The organism is Emticicia sp. C21 (assembly GCF_003418935.1).
Taxonomy (GTDB): domain Bacteria; phylum Bacteroidota; class Bacteroidia; order Cytophagales; family Spirosomataceae; genus Emticicia.
In genome coordinates this window covers 477,578-495,847 of the sequence record NZ_QVMT01000004.1, presented here as the reverse complement: position 1 = coordinate 495,847, position 18,270 = coordinate 477,578, and the positions used below count along the sequence as shown (strand labels likewise).

The window sequence follows — 18,270 nt, the reverse complement described above, 5'->3', positions numbered from 1 at the left end:
AGCCTGAAAATGATTATTATTTCAGGCCTTGTAGAGAATACAAATTTATGCCTTATCAGTTATTCTTTTCTTCATGATTAGATACTTTTGGCGCTTTCGAGTCTGTTTCGTTTGGTATTTTCTCTCTCTCAACTTTTGGATCTGTAGTGCTCATATTGCTTGCTACCTTGGCTGTTTTGTCTGTATTGAAAGCCGCCTGATTTTTAGAAGCATCATTCGAGCCAGAAGTGTTATACTTCATGCCATTCTCCTTACCATCTCTTATTTGTTTGGCTAGGCTTGACCCTTCAAACCCTTTGCTCTTTGTTGAATTTGTTTGAACCACTGGTGCATAGTTAGCACCCGGAATTTTATTTTCTACAAACTGCTTTCTTAAGGGTGTTTCTGTTGTAGTTTTTTGCGCTTTCAGATTAATACATAGCCCTACTATCAATACTAATAGGAGATATAATTTCTTTTTCATGATTGGTCTTATTTTACGTTTACTAATACTTTTATTTTTTCGATAGTTGCTGAATTAAAACCTTGTAAGGCTTTGCCTAACACCTGTCCTACTTTTACCTTATCTGGGTCGCCTTTCATGGCAACACCCGGGATAGAAGAAGTAACTAATAAGTCGCCACGCTCAATCGCACCACCTTCCAGACATACTTTAGTCGGGATTACGCCTACCACACCCATTGGTACTTTGTCACTTATATCACTGTCAATATCTTCTTCTGTTAGTAACACACCGGGTTTGGTAGCATATACACCTGCCACCAGAGATGAATAAGGCTTATTAGATTTTTCTACCTCTCTGTCGCCTGATTTCGAAATAATCAGAATATCTCCTTCTTCATAAGAGGCTCTATCGCCGCTTACATCAAATAATTCAGCTAAATCAGCCCCACTGTTTTGCGTGCCACCATTAAAGAAGCCTCTTCCGGCTTTGTTAATACGGGCCACATTAGTACTGGCACTTTGAAATACAGCTATGCTACCGCTGGCACCTGTATGGTTAATTAAGGTAGCATTTCCAGTACCATTAGTAGAGATATGTACTGTAGGTTGGGCATTACTAGTATTGAAATTAGCAAATCGGCCTGCCTTACCAGTACCAAAGTTTGGAGTAAAGCCCGAAACAGCATTACCACTTCCGTCGCAGGATGCCTCAATTCCATCACCACTTCCTCCGGCATTCGCAGTAATCCCATTACCGGCACCCTCTGTCAAAGCTAAAACCGCAGGACCGTTTCCAGCGACATTAGATGAGTAGAATAAACCGGCATAGCCACCCGTTCCTGAAGATACCCCATACACACCAGCTGTTCCAAAATTGGCAAACTGTGAATTTACCTCTCCTTTTACGGCTGGCGATGTCCCTGTTGTTCTATCTACTATAGCGTTTAGAGCTGTACCATTTCCAACAGTTTTTACTGAAACTACTTCGTTTTCATTGTCTTCATTAAATATCTCAAATCTACCTGCCCGACCCTCAGAAAATGTTGGTACCCAAGCGTATAAGGCAGTTCCGGCGCCATCAATATTGGTTTCTACACCATTGCCATCTTTACCGGCATTAGCTGTGATAGCATTCCCATTACCGTCCGTCAAAGCAATAAGAGAACCGCCATTCCCGCTAGGATTCGAGGCATAAAACAACCCGGCTCTACCACCTGTCCCTGATGAGACACCAAATACCCCTGCTGCACCAAAGTTTCCAAAAATAGTATTTACTTCAGCTCTTACAGCTGATCCTACACTATTGGTATTATCTAAATGAAATGAAGACGCATTTCCCATAGTATTATCCGGAATGTTACCGTTTCCTATCGAATAAACTTCAAAAGTATTTGCATCTTCATTAGAGGCGTTCAGATTCTCAAATCTGCCTGCTCTACCAAGATTAGTAAGACCAATTTGTCCCAGAACTGCTATTGATGTCTTTAGAGTACCTGAAATTAATCCTCTTACACCTATTCCGTAGTTACTGGAACCGGTAACACCTGAGCCACTTACAGACGTACCATAAACTCCCAGACCTTGCCCGGCATGAGAGCCCCATACGCCTATACCGTACGAAGAAAGTGCCTTATGTGTACCTCTCACAGCAACAGAACTGTCGCCAGCATTATATGCGGGAATAACGCCTTTGAGAGCAAAAGCAGAAGGTGAGGTTGAAGGGTTGACTGCTTCGATATTGCCTTGGGCAAAAAGAAGATTCGTGCTTAACAAAAGGAGCAGTAAAAGTTTAACTGTTTTCATGTGTATATCAATATGTATTAATTGTTTGCGAAAGCTACACATAAGACATACTTACACAGAAAGATAGGCAAGAATAACCGCAAAAAAATTTATCTAACGATTTTTGGGCAAGAAATATAAGGGATAAATAGTAGTTGAGAAAGATCTATCAGAGCTTCGAAAGGATGATGTATATTGTATGGTTAATTACCTTTACTTGTGGTATAGCATTAGGTGTTTCATCGGGTATATCAAGGGGAATACCTGTAATAGTAAAACCGCTCTCGGCCATAGTATAGAAAATCTGCTCTCCGAACAGAAAAGTCTCTACTTCTCTGGCTCCCTTGGTAAAACCCATGGCAACTTTGTAAGGCTTTTTAAGTTGATGTTTGGCAATAACAGCCTTTAACTCACGGATTAACTTAGCTTTTAAAGCATCATCAACTACTCGTTTATCATTTTCTATTTTAAGGGTAAAAGTAGTGTCAGATACCACCCTAGTAGAAATAATATGAGTAGAAGTATTTTTTGATTTTGACTTTTGTTGCTGGTAGTTTTGTTTAGTAGCTGTAGAATCATTTATAATAGCTAAAGGGAACCTAGGAGTATAAGCCGCACAAGTAAACAAGATAATATCCATAACAGAGATTATCTTTATTAACCATACAAAGGTTGTGTTCATAATTCAGATATTTAAGAAATAAATCTTTAGTCAAAGATAAGTAATTCTGCTTTACCTGAGGTAAGTTATTTAACCGAGTGTTACTTTTTACACCTAAAATCAATCCATAATTTATCAAGACCTGACCAAACCTTATGTGATAAAGATTGTGGTGATAATTCGTAGAAGATAAAAGTTTTATTTTCTCCCGGGCAAGATTTTACATGTGCTTTACAGTTTAGCATGATTGGAGCCTGAGACATATAATCCGTGATCTGAATTGTACCTACATAAGTTTGTAAATCACCATTATCTTTTTTTGTTTCTTTCAATGAAGTTACAACTGGGGTAATTCTCGGGAGTGAGCGTCCATTACTTTTTACTAAGCCGGAATAATAAACTTTCAGGTTATTGTTGAGCGTAGAGGCATTCATTTTTACTTCACCATCAAGGTACCACAAAAACGCATAGCTCCAGTATTCATCACTGGTTGCCTTGCTCCAGCCCGGAGTAAAACGAATATCTTCAACACCTTTGTATGGAATCTGAGGAGCAAAACTAATTGGAATAAGAAATCGCTCGATAGTCCATCCTTTTGGAATTGGAAGTTCGTAAGGAGCTTTCCAGGCATGCCCATCAAATTGGGGCTTTGATATTTGCCCATAAAGATTAATAGAAACTATAACTAGTAGTATGGTTATTAAAGTCTTCATTTTAGGTTTTTCTGGTTTGATTGGGCAAACATACTCATAATAGAAAAACACATAATAGACTTGCCCGCGTTTTAAGGACTTTTAACAGTATGAGCTCTTATTTGCTATATTAACTGCAAAATCACGGCAAACCGTGATTGACTTTTATTATCGTGCATTGTTCCTTTGATGAAAATTTAAGCCATGAAAAACTTCATAACAACTCTCCTTTATGCCTGCGTATTTTTCTCAGGAAAATATGTGTTAGGCCATAGAGCCAACAGGCTTTGATTAAATTCATTCGCTCCGACTGCTTATCAATATTTAAGAGGTCCTCCGGAATTTTTCAGTCTCGCTTTAAAACCACCGCTTAGTAAAAAACTCATAACAAACCTTGCTGTTTTTGAAGCATTGTCATACAAAACACTAAACTTTGCTACTGATTTTTTTCCTAAGCATCCAATAAGACAAACCATGAAAAGAATTTTTACTCTTAGCCTATTATTTATTTGTTCTTTATTTGCCAAAGCACAAACATTGCCCAATCCGATAGTTTTCTGTACGCAAATTCCTAGCCCTAATGACTTTGGAAGCTCGTTAGAAACTTTCGGAAATCACTTGGGTACTATCGACGCAGCACCAAGGGGGGGCGACTTATATATCAGGTATCCAAACGGAACATTAAAAAACCTGACCCAAGCCGCAGGATACGGGCAAATGGGTTTTCAGGGAGCAACTTCAATAGCTGTTCGTGACCCATCAGTGCATTGGGATGGCACAAAAGTCATATTCAGCATGGTAATTGGCTCTTCTGTTAACCGCTACCAATATGGTACTTATTTCTGGCAGTTGTATGAAATTACAGGTTTAGGTCAGAACGAAACACCTGTTATTACGAAAGTGCCAAACCAACCAACAAACTATAACAATGTTCAGCCCATTTATGGTACCGACGACCGTATTCTGTTTATATCAGACCGACCTCGCAATGGAGCAGCGCATTTGTATCCTCAGCACGACGAATACGAATCATCCCCCATTGTAACAGGTATCTGGCGACTTGACCCTAAGGCTTGTTCTATGGCCGATGGTCTGGATATGCTTACCCACTCACCGTCAGGTGATTTTACTCCTATTATTGACCGTGCAGGGCGTGTGATTTTTACCAGATGGGATCACCTGCAACGCGACCAACAGGCGGATGCAGACACTGAAGCTCCGGTATACGGTACATTCAATTTTTCGGATGAAACCGCAGGTGCAATCAAATATGAAAATTCGACAGATATAGAGGTGTTTCCCGAACCTCGCCCAGGTCGTGATGATTTATTGGCATTACCACAATGGACCAACACTAATCCACAGAACTTCAATATCTTCAACCCCTGGATGATGAATGAAGATGGGAGTGAATTAGAGATTCTCAATCACCTGGGCAGGCATGAAATGGGAAATTATATGACGCAGAATTTTACCAACGACCCTAATCTGCATGATTTTTATACCCCCATTAGCCCAACACCCATCCGCAGTATGTTTCATATTCAGGAGTCACCTATAACTCCGGGTTTGTATTATGGAATAGAGGCCCCTGAGTTTGGCACTCATGGTTCGGGTATGGTGGTAAAAGTAAATGCCCCCCCGGGTCGCCATCCAGAACAAATCACATTTCAATATGTTACGCATCCGGCTACAAGAGTACCAGACAACAATACGCCACCATCACCTAACCATTCAGGAATGTATCGTAACCCGATTCCACTTTCTGATGGGAAACTGATAGCCGCTCATTCACAATCGCCCAAATATGAAGACAATACCGGAACGATAAACTATCCAGTTAGTTACTATGATTTCAGAATCCGATTATTAGATTCTACCGCAAACGGCTATTTTATAGCCAACCCAACGGCTTTGACGGGTGCAGGAATTACTAAAAGTGTATGGTGGTGGAGCCCTGATGATTCTGTGGCCTACAATGGAGTACTCTGGGAAACTTATCCGGTTGAACTAAGAGCCAGACCCCGCCCTATAAACCCAACAACCAGTGTTGAACACGTAGCTCCATCAGAGCAAGCCTTATTCACAACCGCTGGAGTAAACCTGCATGATTTCCGTAAATTTCTTCGCCGGAATAATCTGGCTGTGTTGGCTATTCGTGATGTAACTAGCCGTGACGATGAAGACGAGCAACAACCTTTTAACCTGAAAGTATCAGGTTTTGCTCATCAGACCGTCAACCCCGCTTATCCGACTCCGTTGTATGAGGTAAAGCACTTACAATTTTTGCAGTCAGACCAAATCAGAGGTATCGGTGGAATCGATTCTCCAAGGGCTGGAAGACGAGGTATTGCACAGTTTCTACACGACCCGACAGCCATGTTGTATAATCCGCCTACTACAGGTGCACAAGGTAGTGCCAATGTCCATGCAGATGGGTCAGTAGCGATGGTAGTACCTGCCAAGCGTGCTATTACCTGGCAATTAACTGACCAGAATAATAAAGGAATTGTACGCGAACGTTTATGGCTGAGTGCCAGACCCGGAGAGGTAAGAACCTGTACTTCCTGTCACGGTGAAAGTACGCTGAATCAGGCAGGACAAACTTCGCCAACGAATGCACCACAAGCCTTGACAACTCTGCTGAATCATATGAAAGTGATAGATACTGATAATGATGGAGTAAAAGACATTTATGACGCTTATCCTAACGATGCAAATAAACAGATTGCCGAGGCAGTAAATGAGAAGTTTACATCAAATTTAGCTAACTGGATAAACGAGAACGTGAATAACGATGCTACTGCCTGGACTACCCAAAGTACTACTTGCCATACCAATTCGGCTATGATTGATAACCGGACTAATGATAATACCGGAAGAATAGACCGATTGAGACGTATTATTGATATGACCAATATGGATGTAGCCACACTTACTTTTGATGTTGCCTATGCTCGCTACAATGCCACCAAATTTGATAGATTGCGTGTATGGGTTGTTGCCTGCGATGGCACGCAACAACTCATATATGATAAAGCTGGCAGCGACCTCGCCACCGTTCCCGACCAAACCTCCTTGTTTACACCAACTGCATGTAACCAGTGGCGAAAGGAAACGGTGAGTTTATCAGCCTTTGCCGGGCGAGCGGTGCAGATAGTCTTTGAAGATGTAGGAGGGAATGGGAACAGGCTATTTTTAGATAATATATTAGTAGATGAGACAGGTGCTCCCTGCCCGAATAACCGGACTTTATCAGGGAATATACAGGCCGGTAAATATGATGCTGCTACTGTTATTCAGACCCAAAACAACACTGCTACCAAGGTACTGCCTGCTTCAGTAGTAACCATGAATGCAGGTAACTCTATCACGCTTTACGCAGGTTTTGAAGCCCAGAATGGAAGCACTTTCAGAGCCTATATTGGTGGGTGCGGGCAGTAGAGATTTTGATAAGAGCCTTGACAAAAGAATGCTAATGCAATAGATAAGAATTGAAAGATTTAAAGGAACCATTTAGCCATTAAATCTTTCAATTCCTTATCTACATTAGCAAATTCTGTATATTTCTCCCTATAAACCTCAATGCAGAATTCCAGATGCCTATCAATTTTAGGCTTCATAGGAGAGAACCTCAAATCTTCGTTCTTAAGCATTTTCAGACCTTCTGATATGCTTTTTAACTTTGCTGATAAAGGTAAAATTGCTTCGATTAATTCTTCCAGGTAATTTTTTAACAAAGAGCTGTTATTAGTATCTTTATCGTTGTTTGTACCCCCATTTGCAAGTTCACTGCTTCCTTTGATAAGATTAATTACTGATTGCTGATAGTAAGTGTGCTTGTGTATATATTCCTGCAGAGAATCCATAAAAACAGCAGAAAAGATATCATTCTTAGAATGAACAGCACTCTGTAGTATCTTAAACACTTCATCTACTTTTGTATCAAATAAAAGCGCTTTGAAAATGCCGTATAATGTGTCAATTTTGCCCTCATTCAAATAGCCTTTAATAATGACATCTGGCGTTTGATTCTTTGAGAAAATTACTACCCTCTGGTCAATTTTTATATCTTCTTTTTGTAAAGCTCCAATTAGTTTCAGATTGCTTAAAGAAGTGCATCTGCTTAAAGCTACATAAACCTGCCCGACAGAAAAAGCCTTTGAAACATCGGCTATTACCTTATTGAATGTCAAACCCTGACTTTTATGCACAGTAATTGCCCAAGCAAGTTTCAGCGGAAACTGTACATAAGTGCCAACGACATTTTCATCAATGAGGTGCTTTTCTTTATTGTAGGTATATTTAATATTTTCCCACACAACCAGACCAACCTTAATAGGGGCGTTATCATCGTCAAAAATCACTTCAATAAAATCGTCAGCAATCTTAACAACTTTACCAATTTTGCCGTTATAATTTCTGCCCGTATTCTTTAATAACATTACCTGTGCACCAATTTTTAACTTTAAAAGCTGAGGCGCAACTTTCAAATCAGCAGGAAAAACTCCCTCTGAGAGCCCGTTAAATTGAACCTCAGGACTATCAATTTCTGCCAGCTTTTTATAATTAATAGTGTTGATTTTGGCGTTGGTAGTGGTAAGCAAAATGTGGTTTTCCGATAACAGGTTGTTCAGATTTTCTATACCAATCTTGTTCTGGTTCAGCCTGTTCAAATCATCTATACTATGGTTCCCAACTCTTATTCTATTAAGAATATCAATAAATTCAATCTCCTTTTGCCTATAAACTTTATCTAATTCTATCCGAACCAGATTACTACTTTCAATAAGCTTATGAATAATCTTGGCATCGAAAAAATAGTGAGAATCATAGAATTCTGAAACAACATTCCATTCAGGACCTTGAATAGGAGGTAATTGAAATAAGTCACCGATAAAAATCATCTGTACACCACCAAATGGCATATCTTTTTTACGAAAAATCCTCAGAATTTTATCAATGGCATCTATCGTATCAGCTTTGACCATCGATATTTCATCAATGATAATAATTTCTAACTTATTAAGTATTTCTCTTTTATTAGTTGTATACCTCAGAAAACTGTAGATTTTTTCTTTATCCAGAGAACTATCATCTGGTAAAAATGGTCTGTGATCTAACTGGAAAAAACTGTTAATGGTTTGACCTCCTGCATTGATTGCTGCAGCTCCAGTAAATGTAAGGGTAATGCTGTATTTTGAGGTTTTTTGTCTCAGGTATTTCAGAAAAGTGGTTTTACCTGTTCCTGCTTTTCCTGTCAGAAAAATGTTCTTTTGGCTTTCGTTAATAATAGAGAAAGCATTATAAAATTTACTGTTATCTATATCAAGGTCAGGTTCATGTATAGATTCGATTGCATTTTTGGGTCTGTTGAAATGATAAGTTCCATTCTTTTTTTCCAGCCACCCGTTCTTAATCATCCCAAAGAAACAATCTGCAGTTGCCTTTGTATCATATAATGAATTATGATGGTTATCAAATCTTTTACCATAAATCTCATAATGTAGATTTTGCAAAGAAATACCTCTGGAAAGCCAGCTACACTCAGTCATAGTGCAGAATGAAGGTTTTTTAGAAAGAAAATCCGGTATCTTATTTCTCTTTAGTTCCGTCCGTACAATAGTAGAATCAAAGGCATAATTGTGGCAAACAATTAAATCAGCTTCCGAGCAGATTTCTTCAAATTTTTTTATCACATAACCAATTGGTTTGCCTTTTTTTTCCAGTATTTCAGGTGTGATTCCATGAATATAAGAATTGTCAATTCGCATATTCTTGCGTTCTACATAATAATCTATATTTTTTAACTCTGTACTGTCTTCTGTATAGAGAATAGCAGAAATTTGAAGCAACCATGGATAACGTTCAAGATTTTCAGACCGACGTCCTAAGCTTGAGGGGATTCCCGTTGTTTCAGTATCGTAGAAAAGAATTTTCATGATAGTATCTCTTTAAGCATACGTCTTATGAGAAGCAGATGTATTTAGTAAATGTTAAAAAACAGATTTAAGAGAATATCAATAGAAAGGAGAATAAATGTAGGTGATTTTTTTTAATTGTAGCAAGTTAATTTCAGCGTATTATTAAATTATTTATTGTTGCGGTATTTTAAACTCATTGTCTGAATTTATTGATTTGCCTATTAACGACTCTACTATAAGCTTTTTTAAGCCCATCTATCCAAAATTTCTGCCTGAATTATCGACAAAATGAGCCTGACAGTATAATAATTACTGAATACATTATTTTTCATATATACTTTTGGGCATCAGAAAAACGACATTCGCCATAGAAATATTTATACCTAAACTATTAATGAAACAGGAATTCTTCTCTGAAAGACTTGTGATCTTAGCAAGTCTCTTTCGTAAAAACTTTTTATTCTTTGAATAAAATTAGGTTAATAAAGAAAGGCTTGTTGCGCTACAGCAAGCACTTTTTCTAAAACCTATTTATATGAGCCTTATTGAAAGACGACCTTAAAAAAAGCACCGTTTACTCATCATTTTTAATATTTTTTAGTAAATAAAAGAACATTAAAAATTTTTTTAATAAACGATATTGCATTTTGACGATGTTTTATGTTGTTTTACGGATATTTTCAGAATCACCTAATTTTATAACCCGCAACCTGAAAGCTAAGACTAATGCCTTTGTACTTCCATACCAACTTCAAAATCTACAATTGCATAGATGCCTCTACACCTTATCTATGTCTTTGTTTCCTTAAATTAAATTCGTATTTATTAACAAAAAAACAATTCTACTATGGTAAAAAAGTACCTATTGAGCATGCTCATGCTTTGTATGAGTTTGACTACAATTTACGCACAAGAACGACAAGTCAAAGGCAAGGTAACAGATGCCAATGATGGCTCTGGAATGCCTGGAGTAACCGTTGGAGTAAAAGGGACAACAAAAGGAGTTATTACAGATGGCGAGGGTATGTATACAGTGAGTGTAGCTAATGGTGCTACGCTTGTATTCTCGTACATTGGCTATGAAACAAAAGAAGTAGCAGTGGGTAATCAATCGGAAGTTAACGTAGGCCTGGCTTCTTCGGCAATGACATTAAACGAAACCGTTGTTATCGGTTACGGTACTTTGAAAAAATCTGACTTAACCGGTGCAGTTGGTTCAGTGAGAGAAGCGCAATTGAAAGAACGTCCGTCTACCTCTTTGAACCAGGCTCTATCTGGTAGAATGGCAGGGGTGCAGGTAAATACCAACTCTGGTCGCCCAGGTGGTAGAGCAAACATTCGTATCCGTGGTTTTAGCTCAATCAACTCATCAAACAACCCATTATATGTAGTTGATGGTGTAATGCTTCCACAAGGTAATCAGGCCCAATTCAGCTCTGCTATTGACTATATCAGCCCAGATGATATTGTGGCAGTAGAGGTATTGAAAGATGCGTCTTCTACAGCTATTTATGGCGCCAGAGGAGCAAATGGTGTAATTTTGATTACAACTAAAAAAGGAAAAGCCGGCCAAAGTCAGGTTTCTTATAGCACAGACTTAAGTGTAAATACAATCGGACCAAACAGACCGGAAGTATTGAATGCGAAAGAATACTTAGCAACAGAAGATTTGGCATGGGCTAACATGGCAAAATTTGACCCAGTAGGTTGGGCAGCTGGAAAATGGGCATATCTGAACCCAAAATTACGTCGTACTGACCCAAGAATTTTTGATGCTAATGGCAATCCGAAATATGATACAGACTGGTTGAAAGAAAGTACGCAAAATAAACTTTCACAAAATCATCAGTTAGGTTTCACAGGTGGTAATGACCGTGCACAATATGCGCTTTCGTTAGGATACCGCGATGATCAAGGCTTGGTGAAAACTTCGTATTTGAAACGTTATTCAGCTCGTTTCACGGTTGATGACCAGATTAAATCATGGTTGAAAGTTGGGGGTACTTTGGCCTACAATAACCAAACAGAAAGATTGGCCGACATCAATGATGCCGTAGCCAGACAAATTGTGGAAGATTTTCCATTCTTACCTGTAAAATATGAAGATGGTACTTATGCTAATAACAGAGATTATCCGTTTGCAGAAGGTACAATGAGCTCGGTACACCGTTTGATGGGTCGTAAGTATATCTTGAATACGCAAACTACTACAGGAAGCTTGTACTCAAATATTACTTTCGCCAAAGGACTAGAAATGCGTACAGTATTTGGTATTAACGTAATGACTCAGGAACAAAATGAGTCAAGCACAAGAACCCTTGAAATCGGTGCGCAAGGTACAGCGTCTGCGCGTAACAGAAAAGAAAGCTTCTGGTCATTAGAAAACTACCTGACTTACAATAAGCAAATCAACGAAAACCACTCTTTGACAGCTTTAGCGGGTATCTCTTGGCAGCAAACAGACTTCTTTAGAATTGCTTCGATTGTACGTGGTTTCTCAACCGACTATTTTGGCTTTAACAACTTAGGTGCGGGTAGTACTAACCCACAAGTTGAGTCTGATGCCTCAAGAAATGCGTTTAACTCATATTTCGGTCGTATCAACTATACTTTGATGAACAAGTACTTGTTTACTGTTACAGGTCGTGCCGATGGTTCATCTAAGTTCGGAGAAAACCACAAATTTGCATTCTTCCCATCTGCTGCCGTAGCATGGAAAGTATCAGATGAAGAGTTCCTGAAAACAAACTCTGTTATTTCTAACTTAAAACTACGTGCAAGCTATGGTTTAACAGGTAACTCTGAAATTCCTCCTTATTCGTCGTTGTCATTATTAAGCTCTACCTATGCAGCTGTTATAGGCGATACAAGAGTATCAGGTACAGGTATCAGCCGTTTGGCTAACCCTGATTTGAAATGGGAAAAAACTGCACAAACTGACGTAGGTATCGAGTTAGGTTTGTTTAAAGGCAGAGTGTCAATCGAAGCAGATTACTACTACAGAAAAACTACGGATATGTTATTGGATGCCCCTGTACCTCGTACAAGTGGTTATGCTACTATCAGAAAGAACGTAGGTTCAATGCAGAACAAAGGCGTTGAGTTTGCTATCAACACTGTAAATATTGAAAGAGCCGGATTCCAATGGACAAGTAATTTCAACATTTCATTCAACCGTAATAAAGTACTTTCGTTGGCAACGCCATCTGATATATTTGGGGTGGGTGGTCCTAACTTTACCAACCAAACCAATATCATCCGTATAGGTCAGCCAGTGGGTTCATTCTGGGGATTAACTCGTTTGGGTGTATGGAGCGAAGCAGAAAGAGAAGAAGCAGCGAAATTTACCAGCTACAGAAATGGTTTAACAATTCTACCGGGTGATATTAAATACCTTGATGTAAACGGAGACAAGGCTATTACTGATGCTGACCGCTCAATTATTGGTAATGGTAGTCCATTAGCGTGGGGTGCATTTACTAACACATTCCGCTACAATAATTTCGATTTAACATTAGAATTACAATATTCTCTTGGAAACGACGTAATGATGATGAACCTTCATGCTAGTGAAGACCGTCAGGCATTAGCGAACAGCTATTCTTCTGTATTAAACGCATGGACTCCTACTAACCAGAACTCAATGATTGCGCAGATTCGTGATACAAGAGCAGGATACGTAACAAACGTAGATAGCTGGTGGATCAAAGATGGCTCATTCTTACGTGGTAAAAACCTTTTGTTAGGTTATAATTTCCCAAGTGCGGTAACAAACAAACTAAAATTAAGCCGTTTAAGAGTGTATGCTTCTGCTCAGAACTTCTTCTTATTATTGACTGATAAGATTATTCAGGACCCAGAGGTAACACCAACCAACCAAGGTGATGGTAGCAGTGCATTCTCACAAGGTATGATGTGGCACAACTATCCTAAACCAACCGTTTACATGGCAGGTCTACAGCTTACATTTTAATTAATTTAAAGAATTTTTGAATATGAAATTGAATATATTAAAAAACTTTAGCAAAATATTCGTCAGTGGAGCAGTGCTTTTCAGCGCAGTCGGCTGCTCTGACTTCCTGAAAGAAAATGCGCCTTCTAACTTAACGCCAACCAGTTTCTATACCATTCCAGACCATGCAGAAGCGGCTATTGCTGCAACTTATGCTGACATGCGTATAATTTTTGACGGTGCGGGGATTTTCTCATCGACCTGGCAATTGTTAGAAGCTCCTACGGGTACTTCTACTACTGAAACAGCGCAGAATTCAGACCTTAATAACCTTTATGGTTTGGTATATGATGGTAATACCCAACACGTGATCAACTATTGGAATGGCTTGTATAAAGTAGTTGCACAGGCAAATCAGGTATTGGAGAAAGTACCACCGATTACGCCAATGGATGCAGCACAGAAGAACAGAATCTTAGGAGAAGCGAAGTTCCTTCGCGCATGGGCTTATTTTTATATCGTAAGATTATGGGGCGATGCGCCATTAGTTACTAAGCCTCAAACGGCAAGTTCAGAAGACTTTTTCCCTGGACGCGCTCCACAGGAAGAAATATATAAACTGATTGTAGATGACCTGACAGCCGCTGAAGGTGCAGGCTTAGCCTGGATGAACTCAAACGGACGTGTGTCTACTGCCGCTGTGAAATCGTTGTTAGCAAAGGTTTATTTAACAATGGCTGGCTTCCCACTTAATAAGGGTGCTTCTCATTATAAACTGGCAGCAGATAAAGCAAACGAGGTAATTACGTATGCAAATGCGAATCCGGCAAGCATCAATCTTTTCCCTACTTACTACGATGTGCATAAGGAAAGCTTGAAAAATACAGTAGAGCATATCTTCATGGTTCAGTATAATACAGTAGTAGCTAGTAACCCTATGGATAATATGTATCCTAACTTCAAACCGGTGACTTACAATGGCCCATCTGGTACAGGTAGTACTGTTCCAACTGTGCAATTCTATAACTCGTTTGAAAAGGGTGACCTTCGTGCTAAAAACCAGGAAGGATATTTTTATACATCTTATTATACTAATGGTAATGGTGCGCCATTTGAGTTAGGTGCTCCTTATATTTTCAAGCACTTTAATATGACTGCTAATGGTGGTCCTGGTGTGGCAGGTACGCGTAACAATAACCTGAATGTACCATTGATTCGTTATGCTGAAGTATTGTTAATTTATGCAGAAGCGCAAAACGAAGTAGGTGGCCCAACTCAGGGAGCTTATGATGCATTCAAGAGAATCAGAGACAGAGCGCAGTTAATTACTCCTGCTTTGGGTACTTATTCTAAAGATAGTTTCAGAGAAGCAGTGTGGAGAGAGCGTTGGCATGAACTATGCTACGAAGGTATCACCTGGTTCGACATGGTTCGTCTGAGAAAAGTATACAACGAAACAACTAATGGTTTCGATAATTTTGTAGGACATATCAACCCAAGTTCGAAACAAGCTTTGGCAGACAAGCATTTGTTAATGCCACTTGGCAGACAAGAGATGCTGAATAACCCGAATCTGAAACCACAGAACCCGGGCTATCCGAACTAAGATTGATTGAGTATTTTGATATAACAAAGCGGATTATGAGTTATCATAATCCGCTTTGTTTTTTCTGTACAACGGTTTTTCAAATCTTTTATAAGAAAATCAGTATTACTCCAAAAGATTTAAAACCGTCATACATGAATGCTATTCAAATATTCCTCCCACCTTATCCCATCTACCGCATTTTCCGGACATAAATTAATGCCAGTAGTAAATACCTGGTGGAAAGCTAAAGATGGTTTAATGTATTCTATTACTTCATTTCTACCCAATTGGACAAAATAGGACTGTATCATACTTTCTAAGGTTAGTACTTCAGGGCCACCAATAGTAGCAATATTGTTGGTTGGCTGACAGGCTGCTAATGCAACTATAGAAGCGGCAGCATCTATTTTATCAATAGACTGAAATTGCATATTAGCGGGTATCTGAATTGGCTTGCCAATTCCCTGGTCAAGAACCTGTATAATTCGGTATAATACTAAATCATGAAATTGTGTAGCGCGTAAAATAGAGTAGGAGATTCCTGAGGCTTCTATTAATCTTTCTACTGTATGTTTGATTTGGTAATAGGGGTAATCGCTTTTATCTACGCCCGTAATTGATACATAGATGAAATGCCTACAATTATCACTATTAAGAAGAGATAATATGTTCTTAGTTCCCTCTATATCAACTACCTGCGCATTTCTTGGATTACTCGCACAATGAATAATAATTTCCGAACTTTCAACGGCTTCTGTTAAACTTGTAATATCAGTTAAATCTCCCTGAATAACATTGGTAAAAAAAGCTATCTCAGGCTTTTCTTTGGAGCTTAAAATATTTACTACATAGCCTTTTTTAATGAGTTGCCTGCTGATTTCTTGCCCTAATGTTCCGGTCCCACCTGTTATTAATACTGATTGCATGAAATTTGATAAGGTTTATCGATTAGTTTTCTTTTCCATAATATTCCTTAATTCAGGGTTGGTCTTGGGGAAGATAATAACTGCCAAATGTTTTTTTATTATCCTGCCATAAATAGCTGCCAAAAAGCCCAGGACTACTGGTTTCCTATAGTATGCCATTGTTATCTACAACAAGCATACTCATGCCTTTTCGGCACGGACAATTAGTGAGCCAACCGAGATAGTTTCGCCATTAATCTCTTGGTCGGGCTCTTGTTCTTCTGATACTGCAATTACTTCAAAACCATTATCTGATAGCAAAGTAAACAATTCTTCTTTGCTATACATAGTAAACCCATATTGGGTAAACGCATATTGTTCCATAATTTCTTTGGGTCTGATAGCTATCAGTAATTGACCTTCCGGCTTCAAGACTCTTTTTATTTCACTAAGTACTAAGGGGGGATTTTCCCAGAAATAAAGAGTATTTACAGTAAAAATCTTATTAAAAGTAGGGGATTCAAAAGGCAGTGATTCTGCAGAAGCTAAAAAGAATTTCGCCTGGCTATTGTTGATAAATTCCTGATTATGAAGAATGGCTGCTTTCACCATTTCCTCCGAAAAATCACAACCGATATAATGAATGGCATCAGCTAAACCCAGAATATCTTTTACAAAGAAGCCATTACCCATGCCTATTTCAAGAATTACATCATTGGGTTGAGCATTGAGTAGGTTAATGGCTAACTTATTCATCAACTCATTGCCCTTATTCATTCGCTCTCCTAGCTCAGAGGCATGTTCTCCATGTGGCTGCCTAAGCTGACGGGCTATTTCTTTCAAAAATTCTTCGTGCATGTTTTACCAGGGTTTTCTGTAAAATAACTCATAAAGATAAAGAGTGTTTAAGATTCTCATAATCTTGATGAAAGGTATTTGAAAAATTGAGAAAAGCATAATAGTTTTGCCACAACACTTAATCAACTCCTTAACAATTTAATTGAAAGAAAGTATTTTGACAGTAAGAATCGCAGAACGTCAAGCCAATGATTTAACTGCCTTGCGCGAGCTATACTTAAAAGTTCGACAGGCAACTTTTACATGGGTTGATACCAGTCATTACCAATTATCCGCGTTTGACACTGACACGGCAGGAGAGTATACTTTGGTCGCGCATATTGATAATAACGTTGTGGGCTTTGTTTCAGCTTACCTGCCTGAAAACTTTATTCATCATTTATATGTGAGCAATGAGTATCAGGATCAAGGTATAGGAACGATGCTTTTAAATGCGATGCTTGAAAATTTACAGCCTCCTGTCCGACTTAAATGCCTACAAAAAAATGATGCTGGAGTGGCATTTTATGAAAGGAATGGATTTATACAGCAGGAAAAAGGGGTATCGTTGGAAGGTATTTTCATTGTTTTTGAGCATCAACAAGATGCTTGATTAGCAATAATAGAAAACTATTTTTACATATTGATTATGACTAAAAATTATTAATGATGACCACTAAGCTACTATCTTTTTTGCTATTGATAATTGCCTTAGCTAGCTGTTCAAAGAGAAAAGAAATTAAACCAGAAGATGAGCCCATATTGACTATAGAAATTGGGTGGAATTATTGGGGTTTTACCCGAAATGCAGAAGGTGAATATATAGAAGAACCTTTTCATTTTGGCGAATCCTCGACGGCAGAAAATACGGGGCGTTTTATATTTAATTATAATCCCAAAGGAAATCTCGATTTAAAATTTTTCCCGTCAAAAAATAAGCTAAAATCAAAATATCCTTTGCCAGCTCCCAATGGAGTTTATGTTACAAGTGAGGAAACTGTCTATGCTATATTAAGTAAAAAGGATAATTCAGTTTTAGTTAAAGTAGGTAATGTGGCTTATAAGAAAGCGAAACTGATTTTTAAAGATAATTTATTTATTTTAGTAAGAGATGACTGGGAGACTCAGATTGAAAGATTAACCAATGGTATTACAGGAAATTTCTCTTCTAAGGAGGAGAAGTTTTTGAATATAAAAGGGGAAAAGATAATTCTTAATTAAACTAAATGATTCCAATATGATAACTTTATAAGTTATAAAGGCGAGTAATGAAAAAGTCTAAATACAATTCGTCGCCTGCTTCTTCTTATCCTTCATTTTCTAACCCTATGCCTCTAGATATGAAAATCTGGAAGAAATAGACCTGTTCTTTGAAACAGGAAATTAGATTTTCTGTTTTTTCAGAAATTTCCTGATAGGCTGATTGTTACTGAAAAGCTTTAATCCATCGGAATCTTCCTAATATTATCGTCCTCAGTTAGATAA

At 38.4% G+C, this 18,270-nt stretch carries 12 protein-coding genes; 5 read left to right on the top strand and 7 right to left on the bottom strand.

Annotation, left to right across the window (positions count from 1 at the left end):
* Window positions 1-55 precede the first annotated feature (55 nt).
* The 4 genes from D0T08_RS12595 to D0T08_RS12580 all read right to left on the bottom strand — a co-directional run bounded on the left by D0T08_RS12595 (window position 56) and on the right by D0T08_RS12580 (window position 3,600).
* Window positions 56-463: a hypothetical protein gene (locus D0T08_RS12595; RefSeq protein WP_116982995.1), complete on the bottom strand. Its 408-nt coding sequence runs from the start codon at window positions 461-463 to the stop codon at window positions 56-58.
* Window positions 464-471: 8 nt separating this feature from the next.
* Window positions 472-2,247 carry a hypothetical protein gene (locus D0T08_RS12590; RefSeq protein ID WP_229238953.1) on the bottom strand — a complete coding sequence of 592 codons (1,776 nt, stop codon included), beginning with the start codon at window positions 2,245-2,247 and terminating at the stop codon, window positions 472-474.
* A 148-nt stretch (window positions 2,248-2,395) separates the two neighbouring features.
* Window positions 2,396-2,908 (bottom strand): hypothetical protein, encoded by a 513-nt coding sequence (locus D0T08_RS12585; protein ID WP_147322769.1) that lies wholly within the window; start codon window positions 2,906-2,908, stop codon window positions 2,396-2,398.
* A gap of 80 nt (window positions 2,909-2,988) precedes the next feature.
* Window positions 2,989-3,600 (bottom strand): hypothetical protein, encoded by a 612-nt coding sequence (locus tag D0T08_RS12580; protein ID WP_116982993.1) that lies wholly within the window; start codon window positions 3,598-3,600, stop codon window positions 2,989-2,991.
* A gap of 453 nt (window positions 3,601-4,053) precedes the next feature.
* On the opposite strand from D0T08_RS12580, the gene D0T08_RS12575 reads away from it, so the two are divergent.
* Window positions 4,054-7,023: a 3-coathanger stack domain-containing protein gene (locus tag D0T08_RS12575; protein WP_158561256.1), complete on the top strand. Its 2,970-nt coding sequence runs from the start codon at window positions 4,054-4,056 to the stop codon at window positions 7,021-7,023.
* Window positions 7,024-7,082: 59 nt separating this feature from the next.
* Here the strand turns inward: D0T08_RS12575 and D0T08_RS12570 are convergent, their stop codons facing one another.
* Window positions 7,083-9,521: an exonuclease domain-containing protein gene (locus D0T08_RS12570; protein ID WP_116982992.1), complete on the bottom strand. Its 2,439-nt coding sequence runs from the start codon at window positions 9,519-9,521 to the stop codon at window positions 7,083-7,085.
* Window positions 9,522-10,374: 853 nt separating this feature from the next.
* Between D0T08_RS12570 and D0T08_RS12565 the strand changes: the two genes are divergently transcribed.
* Both D0T08_RS12565 and D0T08_RS12560 read left to right on the top strand, forming a co-directional pair.
* The gene (locus D0T08_RS12565; RefSeq protein WP_229238956.1) at window positions 10,375-13,476 is read left to right on the top strand and encodes a TonB-dependent receptor; all 3,102 of its coding nucleotides are present in this window, start codon (window positions 10,375-10,377) and stop codon (window positions 13,474-13,476) included.
* 22 nt (window positions 13,477-13,498) lie between these two features.
* On the top strand, window positions 13,499-15,061 hold the full coding sequence (locus tag D0T08_RS12560; RefSeq protein ID WP_116982990.1) for a RagB/SusD family nutrient uptake outer membrane protein: 1,563 nt from the start codon (window positions 13,499-13,501) through the stop codon (window positions 15,059-15,061).
* Window positions 15,062-15,189: 128 nt separating this feature from the next.
* On the opposite strand, the gene D0T08_RS12555 is transcribed toward D0T08_RS12560, so the two are convergent.
* Both D0T08_RS12555 and D0T08_RS12550 read right to left on the bottom strand, forming a co-directional pair.
* Window positions 15,190-15,969: an SDR family oxidoreductase gene (locus D0T08_RS12555; RefSeq protein WP_116982989.1), complete on the bottom strand. Its 780-nt coding sequence runs from the start codon at window positions 15,967-15,969 to the stop codon at window positions 15,190-15,192.
* A gap of 180 nt (window positions 15,970-16,149) precedes the next feature.
* Window positions 16,150-16,806, bottom strand: coding sequence for a class I SAM-dependent methyltransferase (locus D0T08_RS12550; protein WP_116982988.1), 657 nt, complete (start codon window positions 16,804-16,806; stop codon window positions 16,150-16,152).
* 142 nt (window positions 16,807-16,948) lie between these two features.
* Between D0T08_RS12550 and D0T08_RS12545 the strand changes: the two genes are divergently transcribed.
* Together D0T08_RS12545 and D0T08_RS12540 are read left to right on the top strand one after the other, a co-directional pair.
* On the top strand, window positions 16,949-17,398 hold the full coding sequence (locus D0T08_RS12545) for a GNAT family N-acetyltransferase (protein ID WP_116982987.1): 450 nt from the start codon (window positions 16,949-16,951) through the stop codon (window positions 17,396-17,398).
* 53 nt (window positions 17,399-17,451) lie between these two features.
* Window positions 17,452-18,006: a hypothetical protein gene (locus D0T08_RS12540; protein ID WP_116982986.1), complete on the top strand. Its 555-nt coding sequence runs from the start codon at window positions 17,452-17,454 to the stop codon at window positions 18,004-18,006.
* The last annotated feature ends 264 nt before the right edge of the window (window positions 18,007-18,270 follow it).

Bases quoted from the DNA above. Each gene is read 5' to 3' on its own strand.
- D0T08_RS12595 (WP_116982995.1), bottom strand. From the start codon at position 463: ATGAAAAAGAAATTATATCTCCTATTAGTATTGATAGTAGGGCTATGT.
- D0T08_RS12590 (WP_229238953.1), bottom strand. From the start codon at position 2,247: ATGAAAACAGTTAAACTTTTACTGCTCCTTTTGTTAAGCACGAATCTT.
- D0T08_RS12585 (WP_147322769.1), bottom strand. From the start codon at position 2,908: ATGAACACAACCTTTGTATGGTTAATAAAGATAATCTCTGTTATGGAT.
- D0T08_RS12580 (WP_116982993.1), bottom strand. From the start codon at position 3,600: ATGAAGACTTTAATAACCATACTACTAGTTATAGTTTCTATTAATCTT.
- D0T08_RS12575 (WP_158561256.1), top strand. From the start codon at position 4,054: ATGAAAAGAATTTTTACTCTTAGCCTATTATTTATTTGTTCTTTATTT.
- D0T08_RS12570 (WP_116982992.1), bottom strand. From the start codon at position 9,521: ATGAAAATTCTTTTCTACGATACTGAAACAACGGGAATCCCCTCAAGC.
- D0T08_RS12565 (WP_229238956.1), top strand. From the start codon at position 10,375: ATGCTCATGCTTTGTATGAGTTTGACTACAATTTACGCACAAGAACGA.
- D0T08_RS12560 (WP_116982990.1), top strand. From the start codon at position 13,499: ATGAAATTGAATATATTAAAAAACTTTAGCAAAATATTCGTCAGTGGA.
- D0T08_RS12555 (WP_116982989.1), bottom strand. From the start codon at position 15,969: ATGCAATCAGTATTAATAACAGGTGGGACCGGAACATTAGGGCAAGAA.
- D0T08_RS12550 (WP_116982988.1), bottom strand. From the start codon at position 16,806: ATGCACGAAGAATTTTTGAAAGAAATAGCCCGTCAGCTTAGGCAGCCA.
- D0T08_RS12540 (WP_116982986.1), top strand. From the start codon at position 17,452: ATGATGACCACTAAGCTACTATCTTTTTTGCTATTGATAATTGCCTTA.